This window comes from Streptomyces sp. NPDC029138, from assembly GCF_055564375.1.
The window spans coordinates 50,066-76,116 of record NZ_JBVHWM010000011.1 but is presented as its reverse complement, the minus strand read 5'-3'; the positions used below and the strand labels follow the sequence as shown (position 1 = coordinate 76,116).

Genomic DNA, 26,051 nt, shown 5'->3' with positions numbered 1-26,051 from the left:
CCAGGCAGCCCCCCGACCTAAGATCGAGGGAGTCGACCTCCGAGAAACGAAGAGAGCACCGCCGTGACCCACCCCTTTCTCGACCTGCCCCCGCTGAGTGCCGAGCGCTTCGCCGCCATCGAGGACGGGGTGGCCCGGCTGCTGGACACCCGCCAGGACGTCCTGATCACCCAGGGTGAGGCGCTGCTGCCGCTGGAGGGCGCGATCCGCGCGGCGGCCGGCCCGGGCACGGTGGCCCTGAACGTGATCACGGGCCCGTACGGACAGACCTTCGGCAACTGGCTGCGGGACGCCGGCGCCACGGTGTACGACATCTCGGTCCCCTTCCACACGGCGGTGACCGCCGGGCAGATCCGGGAGGCGTTCGCCGAGCACCCGGAGATCGACTTCGTGTCGCTGGTGCACGCGGAGGCGGCCACTGGCAACACCAACCCGGTCGCGGAGATCGGCGAGGTGGTACGGGAGCAGGGTGCCCTCTTCTATCTGGACGCGGTGGCCTCCGTGGGCGCGGAGCCGGTGCTGCCGGACGCGTGGGGCGTGGACCTGTGCGTGATCGGGGCGCAGAAGGCGATGGGCGGCCCGGCGGGCGTGTCGGCGATCTCGGTGAGCGAGCGGGCGTGGGCCCGGATGGCCGCCAACCCGAACGCCCCGCGCCGCTCCTACCTCTCCCTGCTGGACTGGAAGGACCGCTGGATCGACGCCGGCCGCAAGGCGCTGCCGCACGCTCCGGCCCAGCTGGAGATGCTGGCGCTTCAGGCGTGCCTGGAGCGGATCGAGTCGGCCGGCCTGGAGGCGGTGATGGCCCGGCACCGGCGCGCGGCGCTGGCCTCGCGGGCGGGCGCGGTGGCGCTGGGCGGGGGCCTGGAGCCGTATGTGTACGAGGAGAGGGACGCCGCGCCGGTCGCCACGACCCTTCGCGTGCCGTCCGGTGTGGTGGCCTCCGACCTGGTGGCCCGCGCCCTGGCGGCCGACCCGGCCCTGCCGCTGGCCGCCGGCGGCGGTGCCCTGGCCCGGGGGATGATCCGCGTCAACCACTACGGCGCCGACGCGACACAGGCCGCGGTCCAGAACTCCCTGGCGGCACTGGGCGCCGCGCTCGCCGAGCAGGGACTGCCGGTGGACCAGGCCGCCGCCCGCCGGGCCGTGGAGAAGGCGTGGCGGTAATGAGCGATCGGTAATCACCCGGGAACACACCGAAAACGGCTCGCACACCTCGTGCGGGCCGTTTTCACATCTTGAATTCCAATTACTTTCACAATCTCCGCCGATTCTCCGGACGATAGCTTCCCGTCTTCTTCTGCCCGCTTTTTGCAGAGCTAAACAGGGAAGTTTGCCGACAGGTTTCCTGCGGTTTCCAGGCTGTGACACACTCCACAACGAGTGCGATATGCCCTGATTTGATGCGGGACATCCCAGACATTTCACCGGGCAGGCAAGGAGTCCTCTCACTCACTCCCGTGCATTTTCGAATTCGCCTCGCTAAATTCGTGCCGCATGACTGCCGCACCCGCAGACCTGCTCATCGAACGGCCGGCGACGACCGACGGAGCCGCGCTCTGGCGTCTCGCCAAGGAATCGAAAACCCTCGACCTGAACTCCTCCTACAGCTATCTGCTGTGGTGCCGGGACTTCGCCGGCACCTCGGCGGTGGCGCGCGGTGCGGACGGGGAGCCGGTCGGCTTCGTCACCGGATACCTGCGGCCGGACCGCCCCCGCACCCTGCTCGTCTGGCAGGTGGCCGTCGACCCCGCCCACCGGGGCCACGGCATCGCCGCCAACCTGCTGGACGGGCTGACCGCCCGGCTCGTCTCCGAGAACGGGATCACCGAGGTGGAGACCACCATCACGCCCGGCAACACCGCCTCCGAGCGGCTGTTCACCTCCTTCGCCGAGCGGCACGGCGCACGGGTGACCCGCGAGGTGCTGTTCCCCGCCGAACTGTTCCCGGACGGCCCGCACGACCCCGAAGTCCTCTACCGCATCGGCCCGTTGACCGACTCCACCGCCCACTGAGGAGCGATTCACCGTGACCATCACCCAGCCCGACCTCAGCGTCTTCGAGACCCTGGAGTCCGAGGTGCGCAGCTACTGCCGCGGCTGGCCCACCGTCTTCGACCGCGCGCGGGGCAGCCGGATGTACGACGAGGACGGTCATGCGTACCTCGACTTCTTCGCCGGCGCCGGCTCACTCAACTACGGCCACAACAACCCTGTCCTCAAACGGGCGTTGATCGACTATCTGGAACGGGACGGCGTCACCCACGGCCTGGACATGTCGACCACGGCCAAACGCACCTTCCTCCAGGCCTTCCAGGACCTGATCCTGCGCCCGCGCGACCTGCCGTACAAGGTGATGTTCCCGGGCCCGACGGGGACCAACGCGGTGGAGTCGGCGCTGAAGCTGGCGCGGAAGGTGAAGGGCCGCGAGGCGATCGTGTCGTTCACCAACGCCTTCCACGGCATGTCGCTGGGCTCCCTGGCCGTGACCGGCAACGCCTTCAAGCGGGCCGGCGCCGGTGTCCCGCTGGTGCACGGCACGCCGATGCCGTTCGACAACTACTTCGACGGCACGGTCCCGGACTTCCTGTGGTTCGAGCGGCTGCTGGAGGACCAGGGATCGGGGCTGAACAAGCCCGCCGCCGTGATCGTGGAGACCGTGCAGGGCGAGGGCGGCATCAACGTCGCCCGGCCCGCGTGGCTGCGCGCGCTGAAGGAGCTGTGCGAGCGGCAGGACATGCTGCTGATCGTCGACGACATCCAGATGGGCTGCGGCCGTACCGGCGCGTTCTTCTCCTTCGAGGAGGCCGGGATCACGCCGGACATCGTGACCGTGTCGAAGTCGATCAGCGGCTACGGGCTGCCCATGTCGCTGTGCCTGTTCAAGCCGGAGCTGGACGTGTGGGAGCCGGGCGAGCACAACGGCACCTTCCGCGGCAACAACCCCGCCTTCGTCACGGCCACCGCCGCGCTGGAGACGTACTGGACCGACGGCTCGGCCATGGAGAAGCAGACCCGGGCCCGGGGCGAGCAGGTCGAACAGGCCCTGATCTCCATCACCGAGGAGAACCTGGCCGATGTGAAGGAGTACCGCGGGCGCGGGCTCGTGTGGGGCCTGGAGTTCCACGACAAGGACCGGGCCTCCCGGATCGCCCGCCGCGCCTTCGAACTCGGGCTCCTCGTCGAGACGTCCGGCCCGCAGAGCGAGGTCGTCAAGCTGCTGCCCGCCCTGACCGTGACCCCCGACGAGCTGGACGAGGGGCTCAGCGTCCTCGCCCGCGCCGTCCGCGAAACCGCCTAGCAAGGCCTAGCAAGGAGGAAGCGCACCCCCATGATCGTCCGTTCGTTCAAGGACATCGAAGGCACCGACCGGCACGTCAGAGCGAAGTCCGGCACCTGGGAGAGCAAGCGGATCGTCCTCGCCAAGGAGCGGGTCGGCTTCTCCCTGCACGAGACCATCCTCTACGCCGGGACCGAGACGTCGATGTGGTACGCCAACCACGTCGAGGCCGTCGTCTGCACCAAGGGCGAGGCCGAACTCACCGACCACGAGGCCGGGAAGACGTACACCATCACCCCCGGCACCATGTACCTCCTCGACGGGCACGAGCGGCACACTCTGCGCGTCAAGGAGGACTTCCACTGCATCTGCGTGTTCAACCCGCCGGTCACCGGCCGGGAGGACCACGACGAGAACGGTGTCTACCCCCTGCTCACCGAGCCCGAGGAGGTGTGAGAGCCATGACCACCGCCCCCGTGAAGGATCTCTACCCGACCCGCGGCACCACCGAGGTGACCGTCCCCCGCCAGGACCCCGTCGTCTGGGGCGCCCCGGACACCCCGGGCCCGATCCCGGCCGCCGACCTCCAGGCCTACGAGCGGGACGGCTTCCTCGCCGTCGACCAGCTGATCGGCCCGGACGAGGTCGAGGTCTACAAGCGTGAGCTGGACCGGCTGGTCGCCGACCCGGCGATCCGCGCCGACGAGCGCTCCATCGTCGAGCCGAAGTCCAAGGAGATCCGCTCGGTCTTCGAGGTGCACCGGATCAGCGAGGTGTTCGCGAACCTGGTGCGCGATCCGCGCGTGGTCGGCCGCGCCCGGCAGATCCTCGGCTCCGACGTGTACGTCCACCAGTCCCGGATCAACGTCAAGCCCGGCTTCGGCGCGAGCGGCTTCTACTGGCACTCGGACTTCGAGACCTGGCACGCCGAGGACGGCCTGCCGAACATGCGCACGGTGTCCGTCTCGATCGCGCTGACCGAGAACCACGCCACCAACGGCGGCCTGATGATCATGCCGGGTTCGCACCGGACGTTCCTGGGCTGCGCCGGTGCCACGCCGGAGGACAACTACAAGAGGTCCCTCCAGATGCAGGACGCGGGCACGCCGTCGGACGAGGCGCTGACCGCGCTGGCGAGCGAGTACGGCATCCGGCTGTTCACCGGCAAGGCCGGCTCGGCGACCTGGTTCGACTGCAACTGCATGCACGGCTCCGGCGACAACATCACGCCGTTCCCGCGCAGCAATGTCTTCATCGTGTTCAACAGCGTGGAGAACGCCGCGGTGGAGCCGTTCGCGGCGCCAGTACGGCGGCCCGAGTTCATCGGAGCGAGGGACTTCACTCCGGTGCGGTAGCCGCCCCTTGATCACCGGGCCGGGACCTCCTGTGTGGGACGGGAGGCCCCGGCCCGGTCGTGTCAGCCGGACAGCGCCTCCAGCAGCCGGTCCACGTCCGCGGCCGTGTTGTAGAGGTGGAAGGCCGCGCGCAGGTTGCCCGCGCGGTTGGAGACCTCGATGCCCGCCTGGCTCAACTCGGGTTGCCGGGAGCCGAGTCCGGGGACCGAGACGATCGCCGAGCCGGGTGCGGGCACCGGCTCGTGGCCGAGGCCGGCGAGGCCCGCGCGGAACCGGTCGGCGAGGGCGATGTCATGGGCGTGGACGGCCGCCACGCCGAGTTCCTCGACGAGTTCCAGGGACCGGCGCAGCCCGGCGAAGGTGAACAGGGCGTGGGTGAGGTCGAACCGCCGTGCGGAGTGGGCGAGTTCGGCCACCGAGCCGTAACAGCTGTCCCACGGCCGCTCGGCCGCGACCCAGCCGGCGAGCAGCGGGGTCAGTCCCCCGAAGTCCTCGGGGACGGTGAGGAAGGCGGCGCCGTGCGGGCCCAGCAGCCACTTGAAGGAGACGCTGGCGGTGAAGTCGTAGGCGTCCGCCTCCACCGGCAGCCAGCCCGCGGCCTGGGAGAAGTCGACGTAGGTCCGGGCGCCGTGGGCGTGGGCGGCCTCGCGCAGGGCGGGCAGGTCGGCGATCCGTCCGTCGGCGGACTGGGCGGCGCTGACCGCGACGAGCGCGGTGCCCGGCCGGACGGACTCGGCGATCCGCTCCAGCGGGACCGTGCGGACCTTGAGGTCGCCGCGGACGTGGAAGGGGTTGAGCACGGAGGTGAAGTCGTCCTCGGCGGTGAGGACTTCGGCGCCCGCCGGGAGCGAGGCGGCGATCACGCCGGTGTGCGCGGCGACCGAGGCGCCCGCTGCGACGCGGGTGGCCGGGACGCCGGCGAGCCGGGCGAACGCGGCCCGGCTCGTCTCCACGTCCTCGTACAGCGAGGTCAGCGGCCGGCCCTCGGCCCGCAGCAGCGCCGCCTCCTGGAGGGCGGCGACGGTACGGGCCGGCAGCAGGCCGTTGCTCGCGGTGTTGAGATAGATGCTCTTCGGGGTGAACTCGGCGCGGACGAGGCGGTCGAACGTCTCCGTGGTCTCCATGGGTCCACTCTGCGGCCCAGGGAACTACGCGTCCATTGCGAACTTTTACGTGGTTCCTCTCAGCAGCGCTTATACAACCGCCCCGACCTGCGCTTTCAGCCCCGCTGCGGCACCGCGCACCCGTCCGGCCCGCAGGCCTCGGCGTCACCCTGGTCGACCAGCTTCAGGGGAGAGCGCTCGCCCCAGGCCTGGGTCAGCGCCTGGGTGAAGACCTCGGCGGGCTGGGCGCCGGAGACGCCGTACGTCCGGTCGAGGACGAAGAACGGCACACCGGTCGCGCCGAGCTGGGCGGCCTCGCGCTCGTCGGCGCGGACCTCGTCGGCGTAGCGGGACGGGTCGGCGAGCACCGCGCGGGCGGCCTCCGCGTCCAGGCCGGCCTCGGCGGCCAGGTCCACCAGGCGTTCGTCGCCCTCGGTGAAGACGGACCGCTCCTCGGCGAAGTTCGCCCGGTAGAGGATCTGGATCAGCTGGTCCTGCCGGCCCTGCTCCTTGGCGAAGTGCAGCAGGCGGTGCATGTCGAAGGTGTTGCCGTGGTCGCGGTCCCGGGTGCGGTAGTCCAGGCCCTCGGCGGCGGCCTGGGCGGCGAGGTTGTCCTCACCGGCCTGGGCCTGTGCCTCGCTCATGCCGTACTTCCTGGTCAGCATGGTGATCACCGGCTGGACGTCGCCCTTGGCGCGGCCCGGGTCCAGCTCGAAGGAGCGGTGCACCACCTCGACCTGGTCGCGGTGCGGGAAGGCAGCCAGCGCCTTCTCGAAGCGGGCCTTGCCCACATAGCACCAGGGGCAGGCGATGTCGCTCCAGATCTCGACGCGCATGTCTTCGGCTCTCTCCAGGTCGTACGGGTGCGGGGGCTCTCCCCGGGCCGGTACATGAACGTTCAAACAGCCGGTTTCATTCCCGGGGCCGCCGTGTCACGCGAGCCTCAGCTGCCGTCTCGCAGGTCGCTCGGCCCGCCGGACCTGAACGCGATGTGGTCGAACGTCACCGCGCACCCCTCCCCCACCGGCGACTGCGCCATGAACCCGACCAGCGCGGCACCGGCCTCCTTCTCCTCACCCAGGGTGAAGAACCGGACGAAGGTCCACCGCACACCGTCCCGGGAGGCGTGGAAGGCGAAGGCCCGCCCCGTCCGGCTGACCCGCAGCCACACCGAGTCCCCGTCCACCGTGAACGCATTGGCGTCGTCGGAGTGCCCCCGGGTGACCACCGTGCACACGGTGGGCACGTCCGGGGAGTACTCCAGACACAGCTTGGCCCAGGCCCGCTCGCCCACATGGACGTACAGCACCCCGGCGTCGAAGGCGTCACGGAACCCCACGGAGACCCGGGCGATCAACTGGAAGTCCCCACCGGGGGCCGCCCCCAGCAACCGGGGCGCGTCGGAAGCGGGTTCGCCCTCTTCCCCGGTGGGCGGCACGAACCGGTCCTGCCGGGGCCCGGCCCGCCCGGTGAGCACACCGTCTCCGTACGACCAGTCGCCGTCCGGCCCGAAAGCCTCCAGCGAAAAGGGCAGTTCGGGAAGTTCCAACTCCATCGACCTTTTCTGCGCAGGGGAACCGGACCGACTCGAGGGGCGCGGGGAACTGCGCGAGCAACCACGACGCACCGGCACCCGCCGACGAACCGCCCGCCCCGTACGGCGCTACCGCTCCAGAACCCCGTTGAACCGCCGAGGAAGCCCGAGCGGATTGTCGTCGCGGAGTTCCTCGGGCAGCAAGGCCTCAGGCGCGTTCTGATAAACGACCGGCCGCAACCACCGCTCGACAGCCGTACCGCCCACCGACGTGGACGTGGACGTGGTCGCCGGGTAAGGCCCCCCGTGATGCTGCGCGGGCGCCACCGCAACCCCTGTCGGCCACCCGTTCACCAGCACACGCCCGGCCAGCGGCGTCAGCTCGGCCAGCAGCTCCGGCCCCCGCCCCCGACCGGCCGCCTCCTCCGAGGACACCTGAACGGTCGCCGTCAAGTTACCCGGCAGCCGCGACAGCACAGCCGTGGCCTCGGCCTCGTCCGCGTAGCGGGCCACCACGGTGACCGGCCCGAAGCACTCCTCCAGCAGCAGGTCGTACGCCCCCTCCTCGGCCAGCTTCTCCGCCGGCACCGTGAGGAACCCGGCGCTGACCGAGTGTTCGCCGCCCGCGCCCGGGGTGACCGGCGACTCCACGTCCGGGAGCTGGGTGCGCTCGGTGACGCCGGCGATGAAGTTGTCCCGCATGCGGTGGTCGAGCAGCACCCCGGCGTCGGTGTCGCTGACGGCGTCGGTCAGGGACTTCACCAGCCGGTCGCCGGCCGCGCCGGACGGCACCAGCACCAGGCCGGGCTTGACGCAGAACTGGCCCACGCCGAGGGTCATCGAGCCGGCGAGCCCGCCGCCGATCTCCTCGGCCCGCTCGGCCGCGGCGGCCTCCGTGACCAGGACCGGGTTCAGCGAGCCCAGTTCGCCGTGGAACGGGATCGGCACCGGGCGCGCGGCGGCCGCGTCGAACAGCGCCCGTCCGCCCCGCACCGAACCGGTGAAGCCGGCCGCGGCGACCAGCGGGTGCTTGATCAGCTCGACGCCCGCCTCGAAGCCGTGCACGAGGCCGACCACGCCCTCGGGGATGCCGTGTTCGGAGGCGGCCCGGCGCAGCACCTTGGCGACCAGCTCGGACAGGGCCGGGTGGTCGGGGTGGGACTTGACGACCACCGGGCAGCCCGCGGCCAGCGCGCTGGCCGTGTCGCCTCCGGCGACGGAGAAGGCGAAGGGGAAGTTGGAGGCGGAGTAGACGGCGACGACGCCGAGCGGCACCTTGTAGCGGCGCAGGTCCGGGATGGGCGGGGTGGCGGTGTCGTCGGGGTGGTTGATGATGACGTCGAGGAAGGCGCCCTCGTCGACGATGTCGGCGAAGGCCCGCAGCTGGTAGCAGGTGCGGGCCAGTTCGCCGGTCAGCCGGGCCGGGCCGAGCGCGGTCTCGGCGTCGGCGGTCTCGACGAGGCCGTCCTTGGCCGCGTCCAGGCCCGCGGCGGCCGAGCGCAGGAACGCGGCGCGGACCGTGCGGTCGGTGAGGGCGTCGCGCGCGGCGTGGGCCGCCCGGACGGCCGCGTCCACCTCCTGGGCTGTGGCCTCCACCGCAACCTGTTCACGCTGCTTCCCGGTGCGCGGGTCGACACTCCAGACTGGTGCTGCTGCCACCGCGGGTCCCTCCCAGTAAAGGCCGCATCAACTACGACGATCCAGGCTCACCCATCAGCCGCGTTCGATATACTGAACACTGTCTCTGATGATGAATTCGCTGTTCGGAGACTATATAACTCAGTCCTCGTCGAACGAAGGGGTCAAGGGCGATGACGGCAGGCGACACAGGGGGCGGGGCGCAGGTCAAGTCCGCGGTACGGACCGTTGAGCTGCTGGAATACTTCGCCGGCCGGCCCGGTATGCACTCCCTCGCGGCTGTCCAGGAGGCCGTGGGATATCCCAAGTCCAGCCTGTACATGCTGCTGCGCACGCTCGTGGAGCTGGGCTGGGTGGAGACGGACGCGACCGGCACGCGGTACGGCATCGGGGTGCGGGCGCTGCTGGTCGGCACGTCGTACATCGACGGCGACGAGGTGGTGGCCGCCGCCCGCCCGACGCTGGACCGGCTATCCGACGACACCACGGAGACCATCCACCTGGCCCGACTCGACGGCACCAACGTGGTCTACCTGGCCACCCGCCAGTCCCAGCACTATCTGCGCCCCTTCACCCGCGTCGGCCGCCGGCTCCCGGCCCACTCCACCTCCCTCGGCAAGGCGATCCTCGCCAGCTACACCGACGAGCAGGTGCGCAAGCTGCTGCCGGAGACGCTGCCCGCGCTCACCGAGCACACCATCACCGACCGGGAGAAGCTCATCGAGGAGCTGCACCAGGTCCGGGACCAGGGCTTCGCGGTCGACCGCGAGGAGAACACGCTGGGCCTGCGCTGCTTCGGCGTGGCCATCCCGTACCGCACGCCCGCGCGGGACGCCATCAGCTGCTCGGTGCCGGTGGCCCGGCTGACCCCCGCCCACGAGCAGATGATCAGGGACGCGCTGTTCGACGCGCGGGACCGGCTGACGCTGGCGACCCGCAGACTCTGACCGCGTCAGCCGTGGTCCTGAGGCCGGGGGCCGTAGGCTCGGTCGCATGGAGATCGCGCTGCGGGCCGTACAGGACGGCGACCTGCCGGTGTTCTACCGGCAGATGACCGACCCGGAGTCCGTCCGGATGGCCGCGTTCGGCCCGGAGGACCCGTACGACCGGGAGGCCTTGGCGGCCTACTGGCAGCGCCTGCGGAACTCCTCCGACGTGCTGCGCACGGTCATGGCCGACGGAGTGGTGGCCGGCAACGCGGCCGTCTACGGCGTGGCCGGCGAGCGCGAGGTGACGTACTGGATCGACCGCGCCTTCTGGGGCCGGGGCGTGGCGACGGCCGCGCTGCGGGCCCTGCTCGCCGAGGTTCCCGAGCGGCCGCTGTACGCGCGCGCGGCGGCCGACAACCGCGGGTCGCTGCGCGTCCTGGAGAAGTGCGGCTTCCGCGAGGCGGCCCGGGCCCGGGGCTACGCGAACGCGCGCGGCCGGGAGATCGAGGAGGTCGTGCTCATCCTGGAGGCTTCCTGAACGCCGGATGAGAAAAACGGTCGTACGGGAACGATTGCCCCCCTCTCGATCGTCTTCCCAGCGGGATGAACAAGACGATCAGGCGGGCGTCCGTCTTCGCGCTGCTGCTCGTGCTCGCCCTGCTGGTCAGGGCCACATGGTTGCAGTTCTACGACGGCAAGGCCCTCGCGGACGACAACGACAACCGGCGGAACGCGATCGCGACCTACTCGCGGCCCCTCGGGAACATCATCGTGGCCGGGGACGCGATCACCGGCTCGACGCGGACGAAGGGAAGCGACCTCGCGTACAAGCGGACGTACACGGACGGCAGGCTGTACGCGGCCGTGACGGGTTACGCCTCGCAGGCCTATGCCCCCACCCAGCTGGAGGGCATCTACAAGGACCTGCTCAACGGCACGGACAACCGGCTGAAGACCGTCATGGACACCGTCACCGGCGAGCGTGCCGAACCGGGCGATGTGCTCACGACGATCGACCCGGCGGTGCAGAAGGCGGCCTACCGCGCGCTCGGTGACAAGAAGGGCGGGGCCGTCGCGATCGACCCGAAGACCGGCAAGATCCTCGCCGTGGTGTCGACGCCGTCGTACGACCCCTCCGCGCTCACCGACGCGGACACGGCCGGCCAGGCCTGGAAGACGCTCAACGCGGACAAGGACAAGCCGCTCACCAACCGCGCCCTGCGCCAGCCGCTACCCCCGGGCTCGACGTTCAAGCTGGTCGTCGCGGCCGCCGCGCTGGAGGACGGGCTGTACAAGAACGTGGACGAGCCGACCGACAGCCCCAACCCGTACCGGCTGCCGGGCACGGTGCGCGACCTGGACAACGAGAACAGGTCCGCGCCCTGCGAGAACGCCTCGATCCGCGTCGCCCTGCGGTACTCGTGCAACAACGTCTTCGGCCACATGGCCGTCCAGCTCGGCCAGGACAAGGTGAAGGCCATGGCCGAGAAGTTCGGCTTCAACGACGACGCGCAGGACGTGCCGGTTCGGGCCTACGCCAGCGTGTACCCGTCCGGCATGGACCAGGCGCAGACCGCCCTGTCCGGCATCGGCCAGTTCGACGTCACCGCGACCCCGCTCCAGATGGCCATGGTGTCCGCGGCCATAGCCAATGGCGGCAAGCTGGTCTCGCCGCATATGGTCTCGCGGATCACCGACAGCGGCGGTGATGTGTTGAAGGACTATGACGACAGCGCCGGCACCGAGGAGATCATCAGCTCCACCACCGCCGAGCAGCTCCAGTCGGCGATGCGGACGGTGGTGAAGGACGGCACCGGCACGAACGCGCTGATCGACGGGGTGACCGTCGGTGGCAAGACCGGCACCGCCCAGCACGGCGAGAACAACAGCAAGACGCCGTACGCCTGGTTCACGTCCTACGGCAAGTCCGACAGCAACGGCAAGGAGGTCGCCGTCGCGGTGATGGTCGAGCAGTCGGACGCGGCCCGCTCGGAAGTCAGCGGTAACGGCCTGGCGGCGCCGGTGGCCAGGGCGATGATGCAGGCGGCCCTGAAGTAGACCCTCATTTCACCCCGAGGATCTGCTCCACCGGGTCGATCGCGAAGTACACCAGGAACAGTGCCGAGACCGCCCACAGCAGCCAGTTGACCTCCCGCGCCTTCCCCACCACCGTCTTGATGACGACGTAGGCCAGGAACCCCGCCCCGATCCCGTCGGTGATGGAGTACGTGAACGGCATCGCGGCGATGGTGAGGAACGCCGGGACGGCGATCTCGTAGCGGTCCCAGTCGATGTGCTTGACGTGGGTCATCATCAGGAAGCCGACGGCGATGAGCGCGGGCGCCGCCGCCTGGAGCGGGACGATGGTGAGCAGCGGCGTGAGGAAGAGGGCGAGGCCGAAGAGGCCGCCGGTGATCAGGTTGGCGAAGCCGGTGCGGGCGCCCTCGCCGACGCCGGCCGCCGACTCGATGTAGGCGGTGTTGGAGGAGGCGGAGCCGACACCGCCGGCGACGGCCGCGGCGCCGTCGATGAACAGCACGCGGCCGATGCCGGGCACCTGGCCGTTCTCGTCCAGCAGTCCGGCCTCCGCGGTGATGCCGACGATCGTGCCCATGGCGTCGAAGAAGTCGGACAGGACGAGGGTGAAGACCAGCAGGACGGCGGTGAGGACGCCGGCCTCGGCGAAGCCGCCGAACAGGCTGAAGTGACCGACCAGTCCGAAGTCCGGGGCGGCGACGATCTTGTCGGGGACCTTGGGCGTGGTCAGGCCCCAGCTCTTGATGTCGGCGACGGCGTTGACCGCGATCGCGACGACGGTCATCGTCACGATGCTGATGAGGATCGCGCCCTTCACCTTGCGGGCGAGCAGCGCGATGGTGAGCAGCACGCCGAGGCAGAAGACCAGCACCGGCCAGCCGGTGAGCCGGCCGACGGCGCCGAGCTGGACCGGCACGGTGGTGTGGGCGGCGTCCGGGACACGGCTGACGAACCCGGCGTCCACGAAGCCGATGAAGGCGATGAACAGGCCGATGCCGACGCCGATGGCCTGCTTCAGCTCCTGCGGGATCGCGTTCATGATCGCTTCCCGGAGTCCGGTGAGCACCAGCACGCAGATGACGACGCCTTCGAGGACGACCAGGCCCATCGCGTCCGCCCAGCTCATCAGCGGGGCCAGCTGGAAGGCGACGACGGCGTTGAGGCCGAGTCCGGCGGCGATGGCGAGGGGCAGATTGCCGCCGACGCCCATGACGACCGTCATCACACAGGCCACCAGGGCGGTGGCGGTGACGAGTTGGCCGGTGTCCAGCGTGTGCCCGAACTTGTCCTTGGCGCTGCCCAGGATGATCGGATTCAGGACAAGGATGTAGGCCATGGTGAAGAACGTGGCGAAGCCGCCGCGTATCTCGCGCCCGAGCGTCGATCCCCGCTCGGAGATCCTGAAGTACCGGTCGACGGACATGGTCCCACTCCTCGTCATCTGAAGATCAGTCTGCGGATGCTGGCTGGATTGTTCCCGCGCCGAACCTGTTTCAGGTTTTCTCCGTGTTACGTCATCGAGTTCGGCCCGCCATACGGCGTCCGACATCTCTTCGTCTACTTCACCGGCGAGGGCACGGCCGACGGCGAGCAGATCCGCTACGCGCTCAGCCAGGGCGACGATCCGCTGCACTGGCGGGAGTTGAACGGCGGGCAGCCGGTGCTGACCTCGACCATCGGGGAGAAGGGCCTGCGCGACCCGTTCGTGATCCGCTCCCCCAAGGGCGACACGTTCTATCTGATCGCCACCGACCTGCGGATGTACCGCAACAGCAGCGGCAGTTGGGACCACGTCCAGCGACACGGCAGCAGGTCCCTCATGGTGTGGGAGTCCACCGACCTGGTCCACTGGACCGACCAGCGGCTGGTGCGGGTCGCGCCCGACAACGCGGGCAACACCTGGGCGCCGGAGGCCTACTGGGACAGCCGGCTGCACGAGTACGTGGTCTTCTGGGCGTCGAAGCTGTACGCCGCCGACGACCCGGACCACACCGGCTGGACGTACAACCGCATGCTGTACGCCACCACCAAGGACTTCCGCACCTTCCGCGAACCCAAGGTCTGGGACGACCCCGGTTACTCGGTCATCGACTCGACGGTCATCAAGGACAAGGGGACGTACTACCGCTTCACCAAGGACGAGCGGGACCCGTCCTCCAGCTCGCCCTGCTCGAAGTTCATCACCGCGGAGAAGTCGCGGGACCTGACCGACACGTCGTACGACTTCGTCGCCGACTGCGTCGGCAGCGGTGCCGTCCAGCGCGGCGAGGGCCCGACCGTCTTCAGGTCCAACACCGAGAAGAAGTGGTACCTGTTCATCGACGAGTACGGCCTGCGCGGCTACGTCCCCTTCGAGACCACCGACCTCGCCCCCGGCAAGTGGACCCCGTCGACGGACTACGCGCTGCCCGCCAGCCCCCGCCACGGCACGGTGCTGCCGGTGACGGGGGCCGAGTACGAGCGGCTGCTCAGGACGTACGGATAGGGCTCAGCTGACGAAGTACGTCGGGTTCGGCAGCTTGTACGTGCGGTCGGCGTGGCCGCCGTCCAGGTCCGAGTACTGGTCGCCGAAGTTGGCGATGATCTCGTAACCCAGGTCGTCCTCGATGTGCTCGCGCGTCCCGGACTTGTACCGCACGGTCGTGCAGTTCCAGGTGCCCGGGGTGGCGCAGTCCTTCAGGTAGGCCGGCGGGTCGGCCTTGTCCTTGAGGAACATGTGGTCGACGTCGAGGTTCACATCGGCGCCGACCTTCTTCAGGTTCTCCACGGCGGCGGCCCGCTGGGCCTCGCTGAGGCCGGAGTTGTAGAAGACCTCGACGCCCTTGGACGCGGCGTACCGGACCAGCTCCGGGCTGCCGAAGACGGCGGGCCGGTCGGCGCGGTTCACGTAGTCGTTCCAGGTGCTGGAGTTGTACGTGTAGTTGTACCGCTTCTCGTAGTCGAGGCTGAGCAGCAGCGTGTCGTCGATGTCGAAGACGACGGCCGGCTTCTCGCCCTTGTGGTGCGCCTTGCGGGCCGCCTTGTCGATGTAGCTCCTGGCGTCGGCGTCTATACGCGCCAGGTCCTTGGCGTACGGGCTGTCCTTGGACGCCTGGTAGACGCCGTCGCTGTCGGCGGTGGTGCCGTAGTAGGTGTCGATGTCCTTCACCAGGAGCCCGATGTTGTACGGCTCGTGGGTGGAGTTCGCCGTCGACTGACCGGCGGTGGCCGCGCCCGCGCCGTACAGCGCCGCGCCGGCGACGACACAGGCGGCGCCGACCGCGACCGCCTTGAGGGACTTCCGCATGGATTCTCCGGATCTGGTGGATGAGAGTGATGTACCAGGTCACGGACTGTCTACGCGCATCACACCCACACGGCGAGCCCTGTTACCCGATCGATACGCACCCCCTGTTGCACACCCACCTGGGGCATTACCTTCCGATTGCCTTGATCTGGAGCTCCCTTGACCCGCCTCCCCTGGGGTCGGATACCGCGACTGCGAACGGGGGTTCATCGGTGAGCGACGGCAAGGTGCCCGGCAAGGTCAACGGCGAGAATGCCGTGCGGGTTGGCCCGGGCGGTGGAGGGTGCGAACACCATGCCCTTGGGGGCGAATTCCACGTCCCGCGGAAGGGTGTGGCAGCGGCAGTGGTCGGACACCGCCGTCGCCCGGCCGAAGACGAAGTCGACCTCTCCCTCGACGTAGCAGTTGCGGAAGTACTGCCGGTCGAAGGCGTCCAGGGCCGTGGTGTCCGTGAACAGGGTGTCCTGGTGGGCGAGGAACCGGACGTTCTCGGCGCGGCTGCGGTCGCCGGTGAGGTAGGCGGCGACGGCCTGCGTGCCGGTGATGTCGGGGTGGTCGGCGCGCAGCGAGTCGTTGGCGTTGTCGTACACGATGACCACGTCACGGGGGTCGCCCCGCGACCCCGCGCAGGGTCAGGTCCGCCGCCTCGGCGGGGCCGTGCACGACCGCCGACGAGTCCACCGAGGAGCGTGCGTCTGCGGACCATCAGCACTCCTGCCGCGGCGTCCACTCCCCGAGCCAGGCCGTTCTGGTCGCCGACGCGGCCTGTTCGCCGGTCAGTTGGGGCCGGTTCTCCGGGACGGTGATCTCGGCTCCCGGGCCGGTGTTGCGGTACTCGGCGAAGCGCTGGTTCTGCCAGGGGTAGGCCGCCGACATGTCGGTGTAGGGGGCGGCCGCGTCGATGCCGGGGCCGAGCCGGGTGTCGCGGACGGTGAGCATCGGGCGGGCGGTGGGGTCGGAGCTGGGCACCCAGGGGCGGGCCAGCTTGTAGAAGGCGTCCGGGGCCTCACTGGTGACACGGCCGCGCGTGACGAGGTAACCGCGCGGGTTGGCGACGGCCGTGGAGGGCGCGAAGACGAAGCCGTAGGGTGCCGCGGCCAGGTCGGTCCGGTTCAGGGTGTGGAAGCGGCAGCGGTCGAACACCGCCGTCGCCCGGCCGAAGACGAAGTCGACGTCTCCCTCGACGTAGCAGTGGGCGTAGTACTGGCGGGCGAAGACACCGAGGGCCGTCGAGTCGGCGTACAGCGTGTCCTGGTGGCCGAGGAAGCGGCAGTGCAGGAAGGCGCCGCGGTCGCCCTGGACCTTGAGGGCGACGGCCTGGGTGCCGCCGATGTCCGGGTGGTCGGCGCGCAGCCAGTCGTTGGCGAAGGTGATCCAGCGGGCGGTGAACCCGTCGGCCTGGACGGTGGTCGTCGCCGAACCGGAGGTGCCGTACGTGCCGCCGTCGGGCTTGGGGGTGCCGGCCGCGTGGTCGTGCACGACCACCACGTCCCGGGGGTTCTCCGAGGCGCCGATCCAGGTCATCTCCGTACGACTCACGTCGACGGCGATCTTCTCCCGGTAGCTGCCGGGGGCGATCACGAGGGTCCGGCCGCTCCCCGTGGCGGCGGTCACCGCGGCCTGCACGGAGGTGAAGTCGCCGCGGCCGTGCGGGTCGACGTACAGGGTGTCCGGGGTGAGGCGGCGGGCCGGGGAGCCGTAGCGGCCGAACGGGCGGGTGAGGGCGTGTGCGGGGGCGGAGGTCAGGGCGAGCGCGGCGGCGGCTGTGGCGCTCGCGGTGAGGAAACCCCGTCTGGAGAGGGGCACAGCTGTACTCCTTCGGGTGAGGAGGGGGCCGGGGCCCGGCCCCCTCGGCTCAGCGCAGGTGTCCGGCGCCCGCGCGGTGGTCGACGATGCCGGGGACGGCCTGCGGCCGGTCAACCCGGGTCCGCAGGACCGGCGTCCATCCGGCCCCGGACTGGAGGATCTCGCCGGGCACCTGCGCGTTGTGGACGGCGATGAGGTCCGTCGGCACGCCGTTGACGCAGTTGTCGGCGGCGGTGACCGGCGCCTCCTTCCACTTCTTCAGGATCGAACCGGCGCCCACCCCCGCCGGCAGGGTGAACGCGTTGTGCTCGGCGACGAGCTGGGACTCCATGCCGATGCCGTAGCTGTAGGAGTAGCCGTCGCCGGCGACGAAGTGGTTGTTGTACGAGTCCACCTGTCCGAAGCGGACGCGCGGGGCCCGCTCGACCAGGTTCCGAAACAGGTTGTGGTGGAAGGTGACCTTCAGGTGCCCCCGGTCGACGGCGGCCGTGGACGCGCTGTCGCTGTTGCCGATGAGGATCGTCTTGTCGTGGTCCTCGAAGACGTTCCAGGAGGCGGTGACGTAGTCGGCGCCCTTGACGATGTCCAGCTCGCCGTCGTGCTGCTGGTGGATCCGGCCGTAGTACGACGGCAGCGTGCTGTCCGGGTGGTCCCCGTCGGTGAACGTGTTGTGGTCCATCCACACATGGGTCGATCCGTAGATCACGGCACTGTCGTACTCGGAGTTCCAGTTCCCGTCGGCGGTGTCGGTCGGGTCCCACTGCGGGAAGCAGTCGAGGGGGCTCTCGAAGCTCAGATTGCGGACGATGACGTTGTCGACGCCCTTGATCTGGAGGCTGGCGCCCTGGAAACCGGCGTTCCGGCCGATGCCGACGATCGTGGTGTTGGCGGGGACGTCCGCCTTGATGAAGGCGTCCTGGCGGGCGGCGGAGGCGCGGCGCAGGCCCTCGGGGCTGCCGTCGGGCTCGCCGTCGAGGTTCTTCGAGCGGCCCCACACCGCCGGGTCGTAGGTCTTCAGATAGGTGGCGAAGTCGTACCCGGGCACGGCGAACGAGGCGCAGTCCGGCCCGTCGGCGTCGATCGTGCCCTTCACCCGGACGATCTTCGGCGCGCTGCCGCCGTCCGCGAGGGCCGCCTTGAACTGCTCCCAGGTGGTGACGGTGTACACGTGGGCGGAGCCGGCGGCGGCCCCGCCGGTCGTCCCGGTCCCGTACGCCGCCCAGCCGTCCTCGGCGGGCAGCACCTGCCGGTCGGGGCCGGCGTGGTGGGCGGACTGAGCGGACGCGGTGCCGGTGACGGCCAGGACGAGGGCCGTGCAGCCGGCCATCGTTGCTATGACACGTCCATGACATCTGTGTATGCGCACTGTGGGGGTCTCCTCAGCTATGCGGGTGGCCAGGTGATCCAGGAGGTGGGTATGTCCTCGTGCGGCCGTACGACGTCGTGCCGGGCCAGCACCCGGGTACGCAGCAACTCCCGCGCCACGAGCCGGGCCACGGCGATGGCGCCCAGCGGATTGAAGTGCGTGTTGTCCTGCTCGGTGGCGGTCCAGTTGAAGTAGGTCTTCGTCTCCTCCACCCCGAGCCGCTGCCACAGCGCGAGCGACAGCGCCTCGATGTCCAGCAGCGGCACCCCTTCCGCCACGGCCAGCGCCCGCATGGCCGCCGGGTAGTCGCCGTGGGTGGGCAGGGCGTTGCCGTCGGCGTCGAACCTGCGGCGCTCGACGGGGGTGGCGAGAACGGGGCGCGCCTTCCTGGCCCGTGCCCCGTCGATGTACCTCCGCAGGTACTCCTGGTACGTCGTCCACGGCTCGGTGTACCGGGCGGGATCGGTGGCCTTCTCGTCGTTGTGCGCGAACTGGACGAGCAGGAGGTCGCCGGGGCGGATCTCCGAGAGGATCGCGTCCAGCCTTCCTTCGTCCACGAAGCTTTTCGAACTCCGCCCGTTCAGGGCATGGTCGGCTACCTTTACCTCCTTGCGGACAAGGAAGGGCAACGCCATTCCCCACCCGGTCTCGGGAGCGGCGTCGGCGTATTTCTGGGCGGCCGTCGAATCACCGGCGATGTGGAGCGTGCGGGATTCCCGCCGGGAACGGCCGACGACGGGAACGGCAGCAATCGCGGCGGAGGTGACTTGCCTACGCGTGAGGGACAAGATCGGCGCCTTTCCGACGCAGGGGAACCCTGAAGGGGCGCGGGGCTGCATCTCTTTGCGGCTCCGCCGCGGGGCGCGACCAGCCACATCCGGCCCGCAGCCCCAGCGGCGTAAACCACCCGAGTTCTCAGTGGTTCTTCTTCCAGTCGGCCTGCGCCTTGTTCAGCTGCTCGGCCAGGATGTCCAGGAACTGCTTGGCACTCATCTTCCCGAGCAGCAGCTTCTGGAAGTTCGGCTCGTTGTCGGCCTTGGAGATCGTGTTCCAGTCGGGCAGGTAGTAAGGCAGCTGCACGATCTTCGTGTCGCCCCCGTTCAGCGCCTCGGCCGCCAGCTTCGTCGGCTCGGCCTGCTGGATCCACGCGTCCTTGGCCGCGTCGGTGTTGGCCGGGACCTGCCCCGCCGACTCGTTGAACTTGGAGTTCTCCTTGGCGGACACGGCGAACTCGATGAACTTCCAAGCGGCCGCCTTGTTCTTGCTCGACTTGAACAGGCTCAGCCCGTCGACGGGGTTGGAGACCTGCACCCGGGTGCCGTCGTCCTGCGTGGGGTTGGGAATGCCCCGGAACTTGTCCTTGCCCAGTGCCTTCAGATGGTCCTGGTACGACCCCAGGTTGTGGCTCAGCATGCCGATCGTGCCGCTGTCCCACTGGGCGACCATCTTCGTGAAGTCGTTGTTCACGTCGGCGGACGGGGTGTCCTTCTTGTAGAGCGCGACGTACTTCTCCAGAGCGGCCACGTTCTCGGGGTCGTTGACGGTGGTCTTGTCGCCGTTCCAGAACGACGTGATTCCGGTCTGGCCGTACACCGCGTCGAGGGCCGGCGCGATGGCACCCTCGCCGCCGCGAATGGTGAAGCCGAACTGGTTCTTCCCCTTGTTCGTGAGCTTGTCGGCGGCCTCGTAGAACTTCGACCAGGTGGTCGGCGCGTCCAGGCCGGCCTTCTTGAACAGGTCGGTCCGATACCACAGCGTGCCGTTGTTCGCGGAGGTCGGCACCTGGTACAGCCTGCCCCCGCCGCCCGCCGCCTTGCTGACGTCGATCAGGTTCTGGCTCAGCTTTCCGTTCAGCGGGCTCTTCTCCAGCCGGCTGTCCAGCGGCTCCAGTGCGCCCTGGGCCGCGACCTCGGCGAGCATCGCGGTGCCCACGCCGCCGACGTCCGGCAGGCCGCCGCCCTGGATGGCGGTGTCGTACTTGGACTGGGCGCCGGCCGCCGGGATGCCGACGTACTTGACCTTGATGTCCGGGTACTCGTTCTCGAAGTCGGCGATGATCTGCTTCCAGACGTCGGTGCGGACACCGCCGTTGTTGTCCCAGAAGGTGATGGTGCCCTTGCCGGAGCCCTCGCCCCCCTTGTCCCCCGCGCTGCCGCTGCCGTCGTCGCCGCAGGCGGTGGCGGTCAGCGTGAGGACGGAGCCCAGGGCGACGGCGAGGGCGGCGCGCCTGCTTCTGCGGATGCGGATGCTGCTTCTCATGGGTCGGCTCTCTTCTGCTGGATCCAACGGAGACATGAACGTGTGGGGCTCAGCGGGGTGTGATCCGGAACCGGGTGAAGGTCGCCGCCCCGGCGGGTCCCGGTCCCTCGGGTGCGGTGGCGAACAGGCCGAGCAGGGCTCCGACCCAGCGCCAGGGGGTGGCCGCGAAGACGGGTCCGGACGGGCGGAGGCCGTCCCCGACGTCGTACCGGAACCGGCAGCGCGCCCCGGCGCCGGCCTCGATCCGCAGCCGCGCCCGCCCCTCGGGGGCGAGGCACGGCACCCCGGCGTCGCGCTCCTCGTCGGCGACCGCCTCCGCGAACCGGTGCACGAGCCGGACCGTCCCGTCGGCCCCGCGCTCCAGCCCGATCCAGGCGAAGGCATCCCCGAGCACCGCGAGCCCCGCCCGCGCGCCCGGCTCGGTGCCGTCCAGGCACAGCTCGACCTCGACCGTGCTCGGCCGGCCGGGCAGCCGCTGGGTGAGCACGTTCGGCAGTTCCCGCAGGTCACCGGCGTGGGCCGAGCGGACGCAGGTCAGCCGCAGCCCGTCCGCGGAGTGCTGGGTGGCCCAGCCGTCGCCCGGGTTGGCGGTCCACTGCCACTGCCGGCCGTACCGGCCGCCGGGGAAGTCGTCGTCGGTCGCCGGAGCGGCGGGCGGCTGCGGCGGGAGGTCCGGCCGTCGGTGTACGGCGACGGGGGCGCCCTCGTCACCGAGGACCGGCCAGTTCCCCCCATGGCCCCAGCGCATCGGCTGGAGGTGGACGACCCTGCCGTACGGGCCGCGCTGCTGGAAGTGCAGGAACCAGTCCTCGCCGGCGGCGGTGCGCACCCAGCCTCCCTGGTGCGGCCCGTTGACGTCGGTGTCCCCCTGCTCCAGGACGATCCGCTCCTCGTACGGGCCGAAGAAGCCGCGCGATCGGAACGCGCCCTGCCAGCCGGTCTCCACTCCCCCGGCGGGGGCGAGGATCCAGAACCAGCCGTCGTGCCGGTAGAGCTTGGGCCCTTCCAGGGTGAACCAGCCGGGGATGCGGTCCCCGTCGACGATCACCTTGCCCTCGTCGAGCAGCGAGGTGCCGTCGGGGTGCATCCGGTGGCCGGTGAGGCGGTTCTTGACGCCGGAGCGGGACTTGGCCCAGGCGTGCACGAGGTAGGCCTCGCCGGTCTCGTCGTCCCACAGCGGGCACGGGTCGATCAGGCCCTTGCCCGGCTTCAGCAGGTGCGGACGGGTCCAAGGGCCCCTGATCTCGGGCGCGTTGACCTGGAAGATGCCCTGGTCCGGGTCGCCCCAGAAGATCCAGAAGCGGTCGTCGTGGTGCCGGATGGACGGCGCCCAGACCCCACGGTCGTGCCGGGGCCGGGCGAACTCCTCCTCCGGTTCCAGGCGTTCGAGGGCGTGGCCGACGAGCGTCCAGTCGACCAGGTTCCGTGAGTGCAGCAGCGGCAGGCCGGGGGCGCGGCCGAAACTGGAGGCGGTGAGGTAGAAGTCGTCGCCGACGCGGACGACGTCCGGGTCGGACCAGTCGGCGTTCAGGACCGGGTTCCGGTAGGTGGTCACTGGCTCACCGCCTTGCGGACCAGGGCCGCCGCCTCGTCGCGGGCGAGCCGGCCGTCGGCGACGACGGTGACGATCCGGCGTACGACGGTCTCGCCGGGCGGGACGGTCAGCCGCTCGGTGTGCGCCAGGGAGGAGCCCACCCCGGGGTACTCGGCGGCCCGGACGAACCACGGGTCCCGGCGGGTGTCCTCGGTGGCGCCGGCGAGGACCAGCGTCCAGCCTCCCCCACTCTCGGCTCCGCTCGAGCGGGGGGACCCCCATCCCGCCAGCGCCAGCCAGTCGGCGCGGCTGCCGTGCACCTCCGCCTCGCCCTTCCGGTCGGCGGTGAAGACCTCCGGGGCCCGGGACTCCTTGCGGGCCCGCCAGAAGAAGCCGCCGTAGGCCGCGCCGGGCCGGCCGTTGGTGGCGGGGCTGCCCAGCGACAGGGGCTCGGTGGTGACGTTGGTGAGGGAGAAGGTGAAGTCCAGCGCCCAGGCCGTGCCGGTGAGTCCGGTGGCCGCGACGGTACGGCGCTCGCGCAGCAGCTCGGTGCCTGCGGCGACCCAGCGCAGCTCCTCGACGAAGCCGTCGGGGTCGCGCAGCTGGAAGCCGGTGTGCCGCTGCGCGCCGTGGTTGTCGAGTTCGGTCGGCCCCCGGTCGCGGACGAAGGTCCGGCCGCCCCAGAAGTTGTGCCCCTCGACGTCGGGAACGGCGACACCGACGCCGAGGTGGTGTGCGTGGTCGGCGGGGCTCATCTCGGTGACCGCCGTGCCGGCCAGGGTGATGACGGGGTGCAGAAAGGGGCGCGGGGAGAGCCGGGCGGGCAGTTCGGGGCGGGTGACGTAGCGGCCGACCGGGCGGCCCGCGACGCGCAGGACGAGACTGTCGGGGGACGTCATCGGGTGCTCACCTCGTTCGGCAGGGCCCAGGAGGCGCCCAGTTCGGAGTAGAGGGCGAGGGTGTCGGCCGCCGCCGCGACCAGGCCGTCGATGCCGGGCACGATCCGGCGGTGTTCGGCGGGCAGCGGGCGCCAGGCGTGCTCGGGGAGCGGCGCCGGGTCGGGGGCGGTGCGGACGGCCTCGACGACCCGCATGAAGGCGCCGGTCGCATCCGGCGGGACCAGCAGCTCCGTGCCGTCCGCCAGGTGCGCGACCAGGTTCTCCAGCAGGTCCGTGCGGCCGTACTCGGTCTCCTCCGGGCCGTGGCCGGTCCGCTGGAGCAGCACCCGGTCCTGCTTGTACCAGAAGGTGATCCGGCCGCTGCTGCCGTGCACGAGCAGGTACGGCTCCCCGGGGTGCTCGGCGCACAGGGTCGCCGCGACCGTGACGGGTCCGCACGGGGTGCGGACGCGGACGCAGGAGGTGTCGTCGGACTCGATGGCGTTGGCGCGCAGCAGCTCGGTCTCGATGCCGGTGACGTCCTCGGCGCGGGTGGTGCCGAGCAGGGCGAGGCCGGTGGCGACGGCGTGCGCGAGGGGGTTGGTGAGCACCCCGTCGACCACGTCGGCGCCGTTCAGCCGGCGCCGGCCCGCCCAGGGCGCCCGCCGGTAGTAGGCCTCGTCCCGGGCCCAGGCCCCGGCCCCGCCGACCCCGATGACCTCGCCGATCGCGCCCTCCGCGAGGAGGCGCCGGATCGCGGGCACCGCGTGCGAGCCGAGCGACTGGAAGCCGATCTGGCAGGCCACCCCGGCCTCGGCGACCCCGTCGGCCATCCGCCGGAACTCCGCGTACGACGGCGCCGGCGGTTTCTCCAGCAGCAGGTGTGTCCCGCGCGCGGCGGCGGTGAGGGCCAGGTCGGTGTGGGTGGGGATCGGGGTGCAGACGACCGCGATCCGGGCGCCGGTGGAGTCCAGGAGCGCCCCGAGGTCGGCGGACTGCTCGGGTGTGCCGAGTCCGTCGGGGATCTCGTCCTCGGTCAGCGGGGTCAGCTCGCAGATCCCGGCCAGCCGCACGAGGCCGGTGGCCTGGAGCCGGCGGATGTTGTCCAGGTGCCAGTGGCCGTGGCCGCGGGCGCCCGCCAGGACGACGTCGACGCTCATCCCTTCACCGCCCCCGCGCTGAACCCGGTGATCAGCCACTTCTGGATGAAGGCGAACACGATCACCACGGGGACGGCCGCGATGATGCCGCCCGCCGCCAGGGCGCCCAGGTCCACGCTGTCCGCGCTCATCAGGGTGTTGAGGCCGACCGGGATGGTCTGCTTGCTCTGGTCGGAGAGGAACATCAGGGCGAACAGGAAGTGGTTCCAGGCGTGCACGAAGGCGAAGGAGCCGACGGCGATCAGCCCCGGCCGCAGGAGCGGGAGGACGACGATCCGGAAGGCGGTGAACCGGTTGCAGCCGTCCACCCAGGCGGCCTCCTCCAGGGAGTACGGCACGTTCCGGATGAACCCGCTGATCAGGATCATCGACAGCGGGAGCTGGAAGACGGTCTCGGCGATGATCACGCTGCCGAGGGAGTTGATCATCGACAGCTTGGCGAAGATCTGGAACAGCGGCACCAGCAGCAGCGCGCCCGGCACGAACTGGGAGCACAGCAGGGCCAGCATGAAGCCCCGCTTGAGGCGGAAGTCGAAGCGGGCCAGGGCGTAGCCGCCGGCCAGGGCGACCACGGTGGTCAGCACCAGCGTGGCGAGGCCGACGTAGACGCTGTTGGTGAAGTAGGTGCCGAAGCTGCGCTCGGTCCACACCTTCTCGAAGTGCTCGAACGTCATCGGCCACGGCACGAGCGAGGTGGAGCCGGCCGGGCGGAGCGCGAAGAGCAGGATCCAGTAGAAGGGGATCAGGGTGAAGAGCAGGTAGACCGTCAGGGGAACGTAGATCTGCCAGCGCGGGACCTCGTCCCAGGCGCGGCGCTTCCTGCCGGGCCGGGCGGGCTCGGCCGCTACGCGCTCGGGCGCGGGAGCGATCTCGGTGATCACTTGGAGTCACCTCCGAACTTGCTCAGCCGCAGATAGACGATCGAGCAGAAGAGCAGGATCACGAACGCCACCGTGGTCAGGGCGGAGGCGTAGCCGAAGTTGTGGGCGTCGACACTGGTGTTGGCGATGTAGAGGGGGAGGGTGGTGGTCTCCCCGGCGGGCCCGCCGCCCGTGAGGGTGTAGAGCAGGTCGACGTTGTTGAACTCCCACACCGCCCGTAGCAGCGTGGACAGCACGATGGCGTCCTTCAGATGGGGCAGGGTGATGTGCCAGAACTGCTTGAGCCGGCTCGCCCCGTCGACCTCGGCGGCCTCGTACAGGTCCCGGGAGACGGACTGGAGGTCGGCGAGGATGAGGATCGCGAAGAACGGCACCCCGCGCCACAGGTCGGCGACCACCGCCGCCGGGAACACCGTGGAGGTGTCCGACAGCCAGCTGGTGCCGTAGGAGCCCAGCCCCGCGTCGGCGAGGTAACGGGTGACGCCCGTCTGGGAGTTGTAGAGCAGCACCCAGATGGCGGAGGTCAGCACGCCGGAGACGGCCCAGGGGGAGAAGACGAGGGCGCGGCCCAGCGCCCGGCCCACGAAGGTCTGGTTGACGATGAGCGCCAGGGCGAGACCGAACAGCAGCTGCAACCCGACTTCCACGACGACCCACTTGGCGCTGAAGGTCAGCGTGTCCCAGAACTGCGGGTCGTGGGCGAAGGCCTGGGTGAAGTTGTCCAGGCCCGCGAAGCCGTTCCGCCACGGCTTGGTGGGGTTGTAGTTCTGAAGGCTGTAGTAGAAGACGCTGAGCACCGGGTAGGCGATGAAGCCCAGCATCAGCAGGGCCGCCGGGGCGATCAGCAGATACGGCAGCCTGCGCGGGGTCGCGGAGGCACGGCGCCGCCGGGGTGGCGCGGGCGGTTTCGCCACGGCTGCGGCTTGGGCCATGACTGTTCTCCGTTCGCAGTGGGGCATGTACAGCGGGTGCAGGAAGCGCTTGCTATGTACACATGCGTCGAGCGTG

Annotated in this window: 23 protein-coding genes and 2 pseudogenes; 9 read left to right on the top strand and 16 right to left on the bottom strand. The window is 70.4% G+C overall.

Annotated features, from left to right (window positions below; all coding sequences use genetic code 11):
* The first annotated feature begins 63 nt into the window (after positions 1 to 63).
* The 5 genes from ACZ4WH_RS12990 (at position 64) to thpD (ending at position 4,632) form a co-directional block, all read left to right on the top strand.
* Positions 64 to 1,164: a pyridoxal-phosphate-dependent aminotransferase family protein gene (locus ACZ4WH_RS12990; RefSeq protein ID WP_468179646.1), complete on the top strand. Its 1,101-nt coding sequence runs from the start codon at positions 64 to 66 to the stop codon at positions 1,162 to 1,164.
* Positions 1,165 to 1,494: 330 nt separating this feature from the next.
* The gene (gene ectA, locus ACZ4WH_RS12985) at positions 1,495 to 2,013 is read left to right on the top strand and encodes a diaminobutyrate acetyltransferase (RefSeq protein ID WP_468179644.1); all 519 of its coding nucleotides are present in this window, start codon (positions 1,495 to 1,497) and stop codon (positions 2,011 to 2,013) included.
* Positions 2,014 to 2,026: 13 nt separating this feature from the next.
* Positions 2,027 to 3,298, top strand: coding sequence for a diaminobutyrate--2-oxoglutarate transaminase (gene ectB, locus ACZ4WH_RS12980; RefSeq protein WP_468179642.1), 1,272 nt, complete (start codon positions 2,027 to 2,029; stop codon positions 3,296 to 3,298).
* A gap of 30 nt (positions 3,299 to 3,328) precedes the next feature.
* Positions 3,329 to 3,733 (top strand): ectoine synthase, encoded by a 405-nt coding sequence (locus ACZ4WH_RS12975; RefSeq protein ID WP_468179640.1) that lies wholly within the window; start codon positions 3,329 to 3,331, stop codon positions 3,731 to 3,733.
* A gap of 5 nt (positions 3,734 to 3,738) precedes the next feature.
* Positions 3,739 to 4,632 carry an ectoine hydroxylase gene (thpD, locus tag ACZ4WH_RS12970; protein WP_468179638.1) on the top strand — a complete coding sequence of 298 codons (894 nt, stop codon included), beginning with the start codon at positions 3,739 to 3,741 and terminating at the stop codon, positions 4,630 to 4,632.
* A gap of 62 nt (positions 4,633 to 4,694) precedes the next feature.
* Here thpD and ACZ4WH_RS12965 read toward each other — a convergent pair whose 3' ends face one another.
* The 4 genes from ACZ4WH_RS12965 to ACZ4WH_RS12950 form a co-directional block, all read right to left on the bottom strand.
* Positions 4,695 to 5,756 (bottom strand): aminotransferase class V-fold PLP-dependent enzyme, encoded by a 1,062-nt coding sequence (locus ACZ4WH_RS12965; protein WP_468179636.1) that lies wholly within the window; start codon positions 5,754 to 5,756, stop codon positions 4,695 to 4,697.
* Positions 5,757 to 5,851: 95 nt separating this feature from the next.
* Positions 5,852 to 6,571, bottom strand: coding sequence for a DsbA family oxidoreductase (locus ACZ4WH_RS12960; protein WP_468179634.1), 720 nt, complete (start codon positions 6,569 to 6,571; stop codon positions 5,852 to 5,854).
* 107 nt (positions 6,572 to 6,678) lie between these two features.
* Entirely contained in the window at positions 6,679 to 7,290 is a 612-nt protein-coding gene (locus ACZ4WH_RS12955) for a DUF1349 domain-containing protein (RefSeq protein WP_468179632.1), read from the bottom strand.
* A gap of 108 nt (positions 7,291 to 7,398) precedes the next feature.
* Positions 7,399 to 8,928, bottom strand: coding sequence for an aldehyde dehydrogenase (NADP(+)) (locus ACZ4WH_RS12950; protein ID WP_468179630.1), 1,530 nt, complete (start codon positions 8,926 to 8,928; stop codon positions 7,399 to 7,401).
* A 152-nt stretch (positions 8,929 to 9,080) separates the two neighbouring features.
* On the opposite strand from ACZ4WH_RS12950, the gene ACZ4WH_RS12945 reads away from it, so the two are divergent.
* The 3 genes from ACZ4WH_RS12945 (at position 9,081) to ACZ4WH_RS12935 (ending at position 11,894) form a co-directional block, all read left to right on the top strand.
* Positions 9,081 to 9,854, top strand: coding sequence for an IclR family transcriptional regulator (locus tag ACZ4WH_RS12945; protein WP_468179628.1), 774 nt, complete (start codon positions 9,081 to 9,083; stop codon positions 9,852 to 9,854).
* 46 nt (positions 9,855 to 9,900) lie between these two features.
* Complete coding sequence (locus ACZ4WH_RS12940) at positions 9,901 to 10,374, top strand: GNAT family N-acetyltransferase (RefSeq protein ID WP_468179626.1); 474 nt, start codon at positions 9,901 to 9,903, stop codon at positions 10,372 to 10,374.
* 65 nt (positions 10,375 to 10,439) lie between these two features.
* Positions 10,440 to 11,894, top strand: a complete 1,455-nt coding sequence (locus tag ACZ4WH_RS12935) for a peptidoglycan D,D-transpeptidase FtsI family protein (RefSeq protein ID WP_468179624.1) — start codon at positions 10,440 to 10,442, stop codon at positions 11,892 to 11,894.
* 4 nt (positions 11,895 to 11,898) lie between these two features.
* Here ACZ4WH_RS12935 and ACZ4WH_RS12930 read toward each other — a convergent pair whose 3' ends face one another.
* The gene (locus ACZ4WH_RS12930) at positions 11,899 to 13,296 is read right to left on the bottom strand and encodes an NCS2 family permease (RefSeq protein WP_468179622.1); all 1,398 of its coding nucleotides are present in this window, start codon (positions 13,294 to 13,296) and stop codon (positions 11,899 to 11,901) included.
* 36 nt (positions 13,297 to 13,332) lie between these two features.
* On the opposite strand from ACZ4WH_RS12930, the pseudogene ACZ4WH_RS12925 reads away from it, so the two are divergent.
* Positions 13,333 to 14,352 (top strand): annotated as a pseudogene (locus ACZ4WH_RS12925) (glycoside hydrolase family 43 protein); the annotation flags it as partial.
* A 9-nt stretch (positions 14,353 to 14,361) separates the two neighbouring features.
* Here the strand turns inward: ACZ4WH_RS12925 and ACZ4WH_RS12920 are convergent.
* From ACZ4WH_RS12920 to ACZ4WH_RS12870, 11 genes and pseudogenes are all read right to left on the bottom strand, one after another.
* Positions 14,362 to 15,159 (bottom strand): HAD family acid phosphatase, encoded by a 798-nt coding sequence (locus ACZ4WH_RS12920; RefSeq protein ID WP_468179620.1) that lies wholly within the window; start codon positions 15,157 to 15,159, stop codon positions 14,362 to 14,364.
* A 242-nt stretch (positions 15,160 to 15,401) separates the two neighbouring features.
* A pseudogene (locus ACZ4WH_RS12915) lies at positions 15,402 to 15,825 on the bottom strand (pectinesterase family protein); the annotation flags it as partial.
* Between the two features lie 39 nt (positions 15,826 to 15,864).
* The gene (locus tag ACZ4WH_RS12910; protein WP_468179619.1) at positions 15,865 to 16,965 is read right to left on the bottom strand and encodes a pectinesterase family protein; all 1,101 of its coding nucleotides are present in this window, start codon (positions 16,963 to 16,965) and stop codon (positions 15,865 to 15,867) included.
* A gap of 49 nt (positions 16,966 to 17,014) precedes the next feature.
* Complete coding sequence (locus ACZ4WH_RS12905; protein WP_468179617.1) at positions 17,015 to 18,292, bottom strand: pectate lyase family protein; 1,278 nt, start codon at positions 18,290 to 18,292, stop codon at positions 17,015 to 17,017.
* A 56-nt stretch (positions 18,293 to 18,348) separates the two neighbouring features.
* A complete protein-coding gene (locus tag ACZ4WH_RS12900) occupies positions 18,349 to 19,119 on the bottom strand; it encodes a rhamnogalacturonan acetylesterase (RefSeq protein WP_468179614.1) in 771 nt (256 codons plus the stop codon).
* 127 nt (positions 19,120 to 19,246) lie between these two features.
* Entirely contained in the window at positions 19,247 to 20,590 is a 1,344-nt protein-coding gene (locus ACZ4WH_RS12895) for an ABC transporter substrate-binding protein (protein WP_468179612.1), read from the bottom strand.
* 49 nt (positions 20,591 to 20,639) lie between these two features.
* The gene (locus ACZ4WH_RS12890) at positions 20,640 to 22,145 is read right to left on the bottom strand and encodes a glycoside hydrolase family 43 protein (RefSeq protein ID WP_468179610.1); all 1,506 of its coding nucleotides are present in this window, start codon (positions 22,143 to 22,145) and stop codon (positions 20,640 to 20,642) included.
* Positions 22,142 to 23,023 carry a DUF6807 domain-containing protein gene (locus ACZ4WH_RS12885; protein ID WP_468179608.1) on the bottom strand — a complete coding sequence of 294 codons (882 nt, stop codon included), beginning with the start codon at positions 23,021 to 23,023 and terminating at the stop codon, positions 22,142 to 22,144. Before ACZ4WH_RS12885 ends, ACZ4WH_RS12890 begins: the two co-directional genes overlap by 4 nt.
* Positions 23,020 to 24,162 (bottom strand): Gfo/Idh/MocA family protein, encoded by a 1,143-nt coding sequence (locus ACZ4WH_RS12880; RefSeq protein WP_468179606.1) that lies wholly within the window; start codon positions 24,160 to 24,162, stop codon positions 23,020 to 23,022. Before ACZ4WH_RS12880 ends, ACZ4WH_RS12885 begins: the two co-directional genes overlap by 4 nt.
* Positions 24,159 to 25,043 (bottom strand): carbohydrate ABC transporter permease, encoded by an 885-nt coding sequence (locus tag ACZ4WH_RS12875; RefSeq protein ID WP_468179604.1) that lies wholly within the window; start codon positions 25,041 to 25,043, stop codon positions 24,159 to 24,161. Before ACZ4WH_RS12875 ends, ACZ4WH_RS12880 begins: the two co-directional genes overlap by 4 nt.
* Entirely contained in the window at positions 25,040 to 25,975 is a 936-nt protein-coding gene (locus ACZ4WH_RS12870) for a carbohydrate ABC transporter permease (protein WP_468179602.1), read from the bottom strand. The genes ACZ4WH_RS12875 and ACZ4WH_RS12870 overlap by 4 nt, the downstream gene beginning before the upstream one ends.
* Between the last annotated feature and the right edge of the window lie 76 nt (positions 25,976 to 26,051).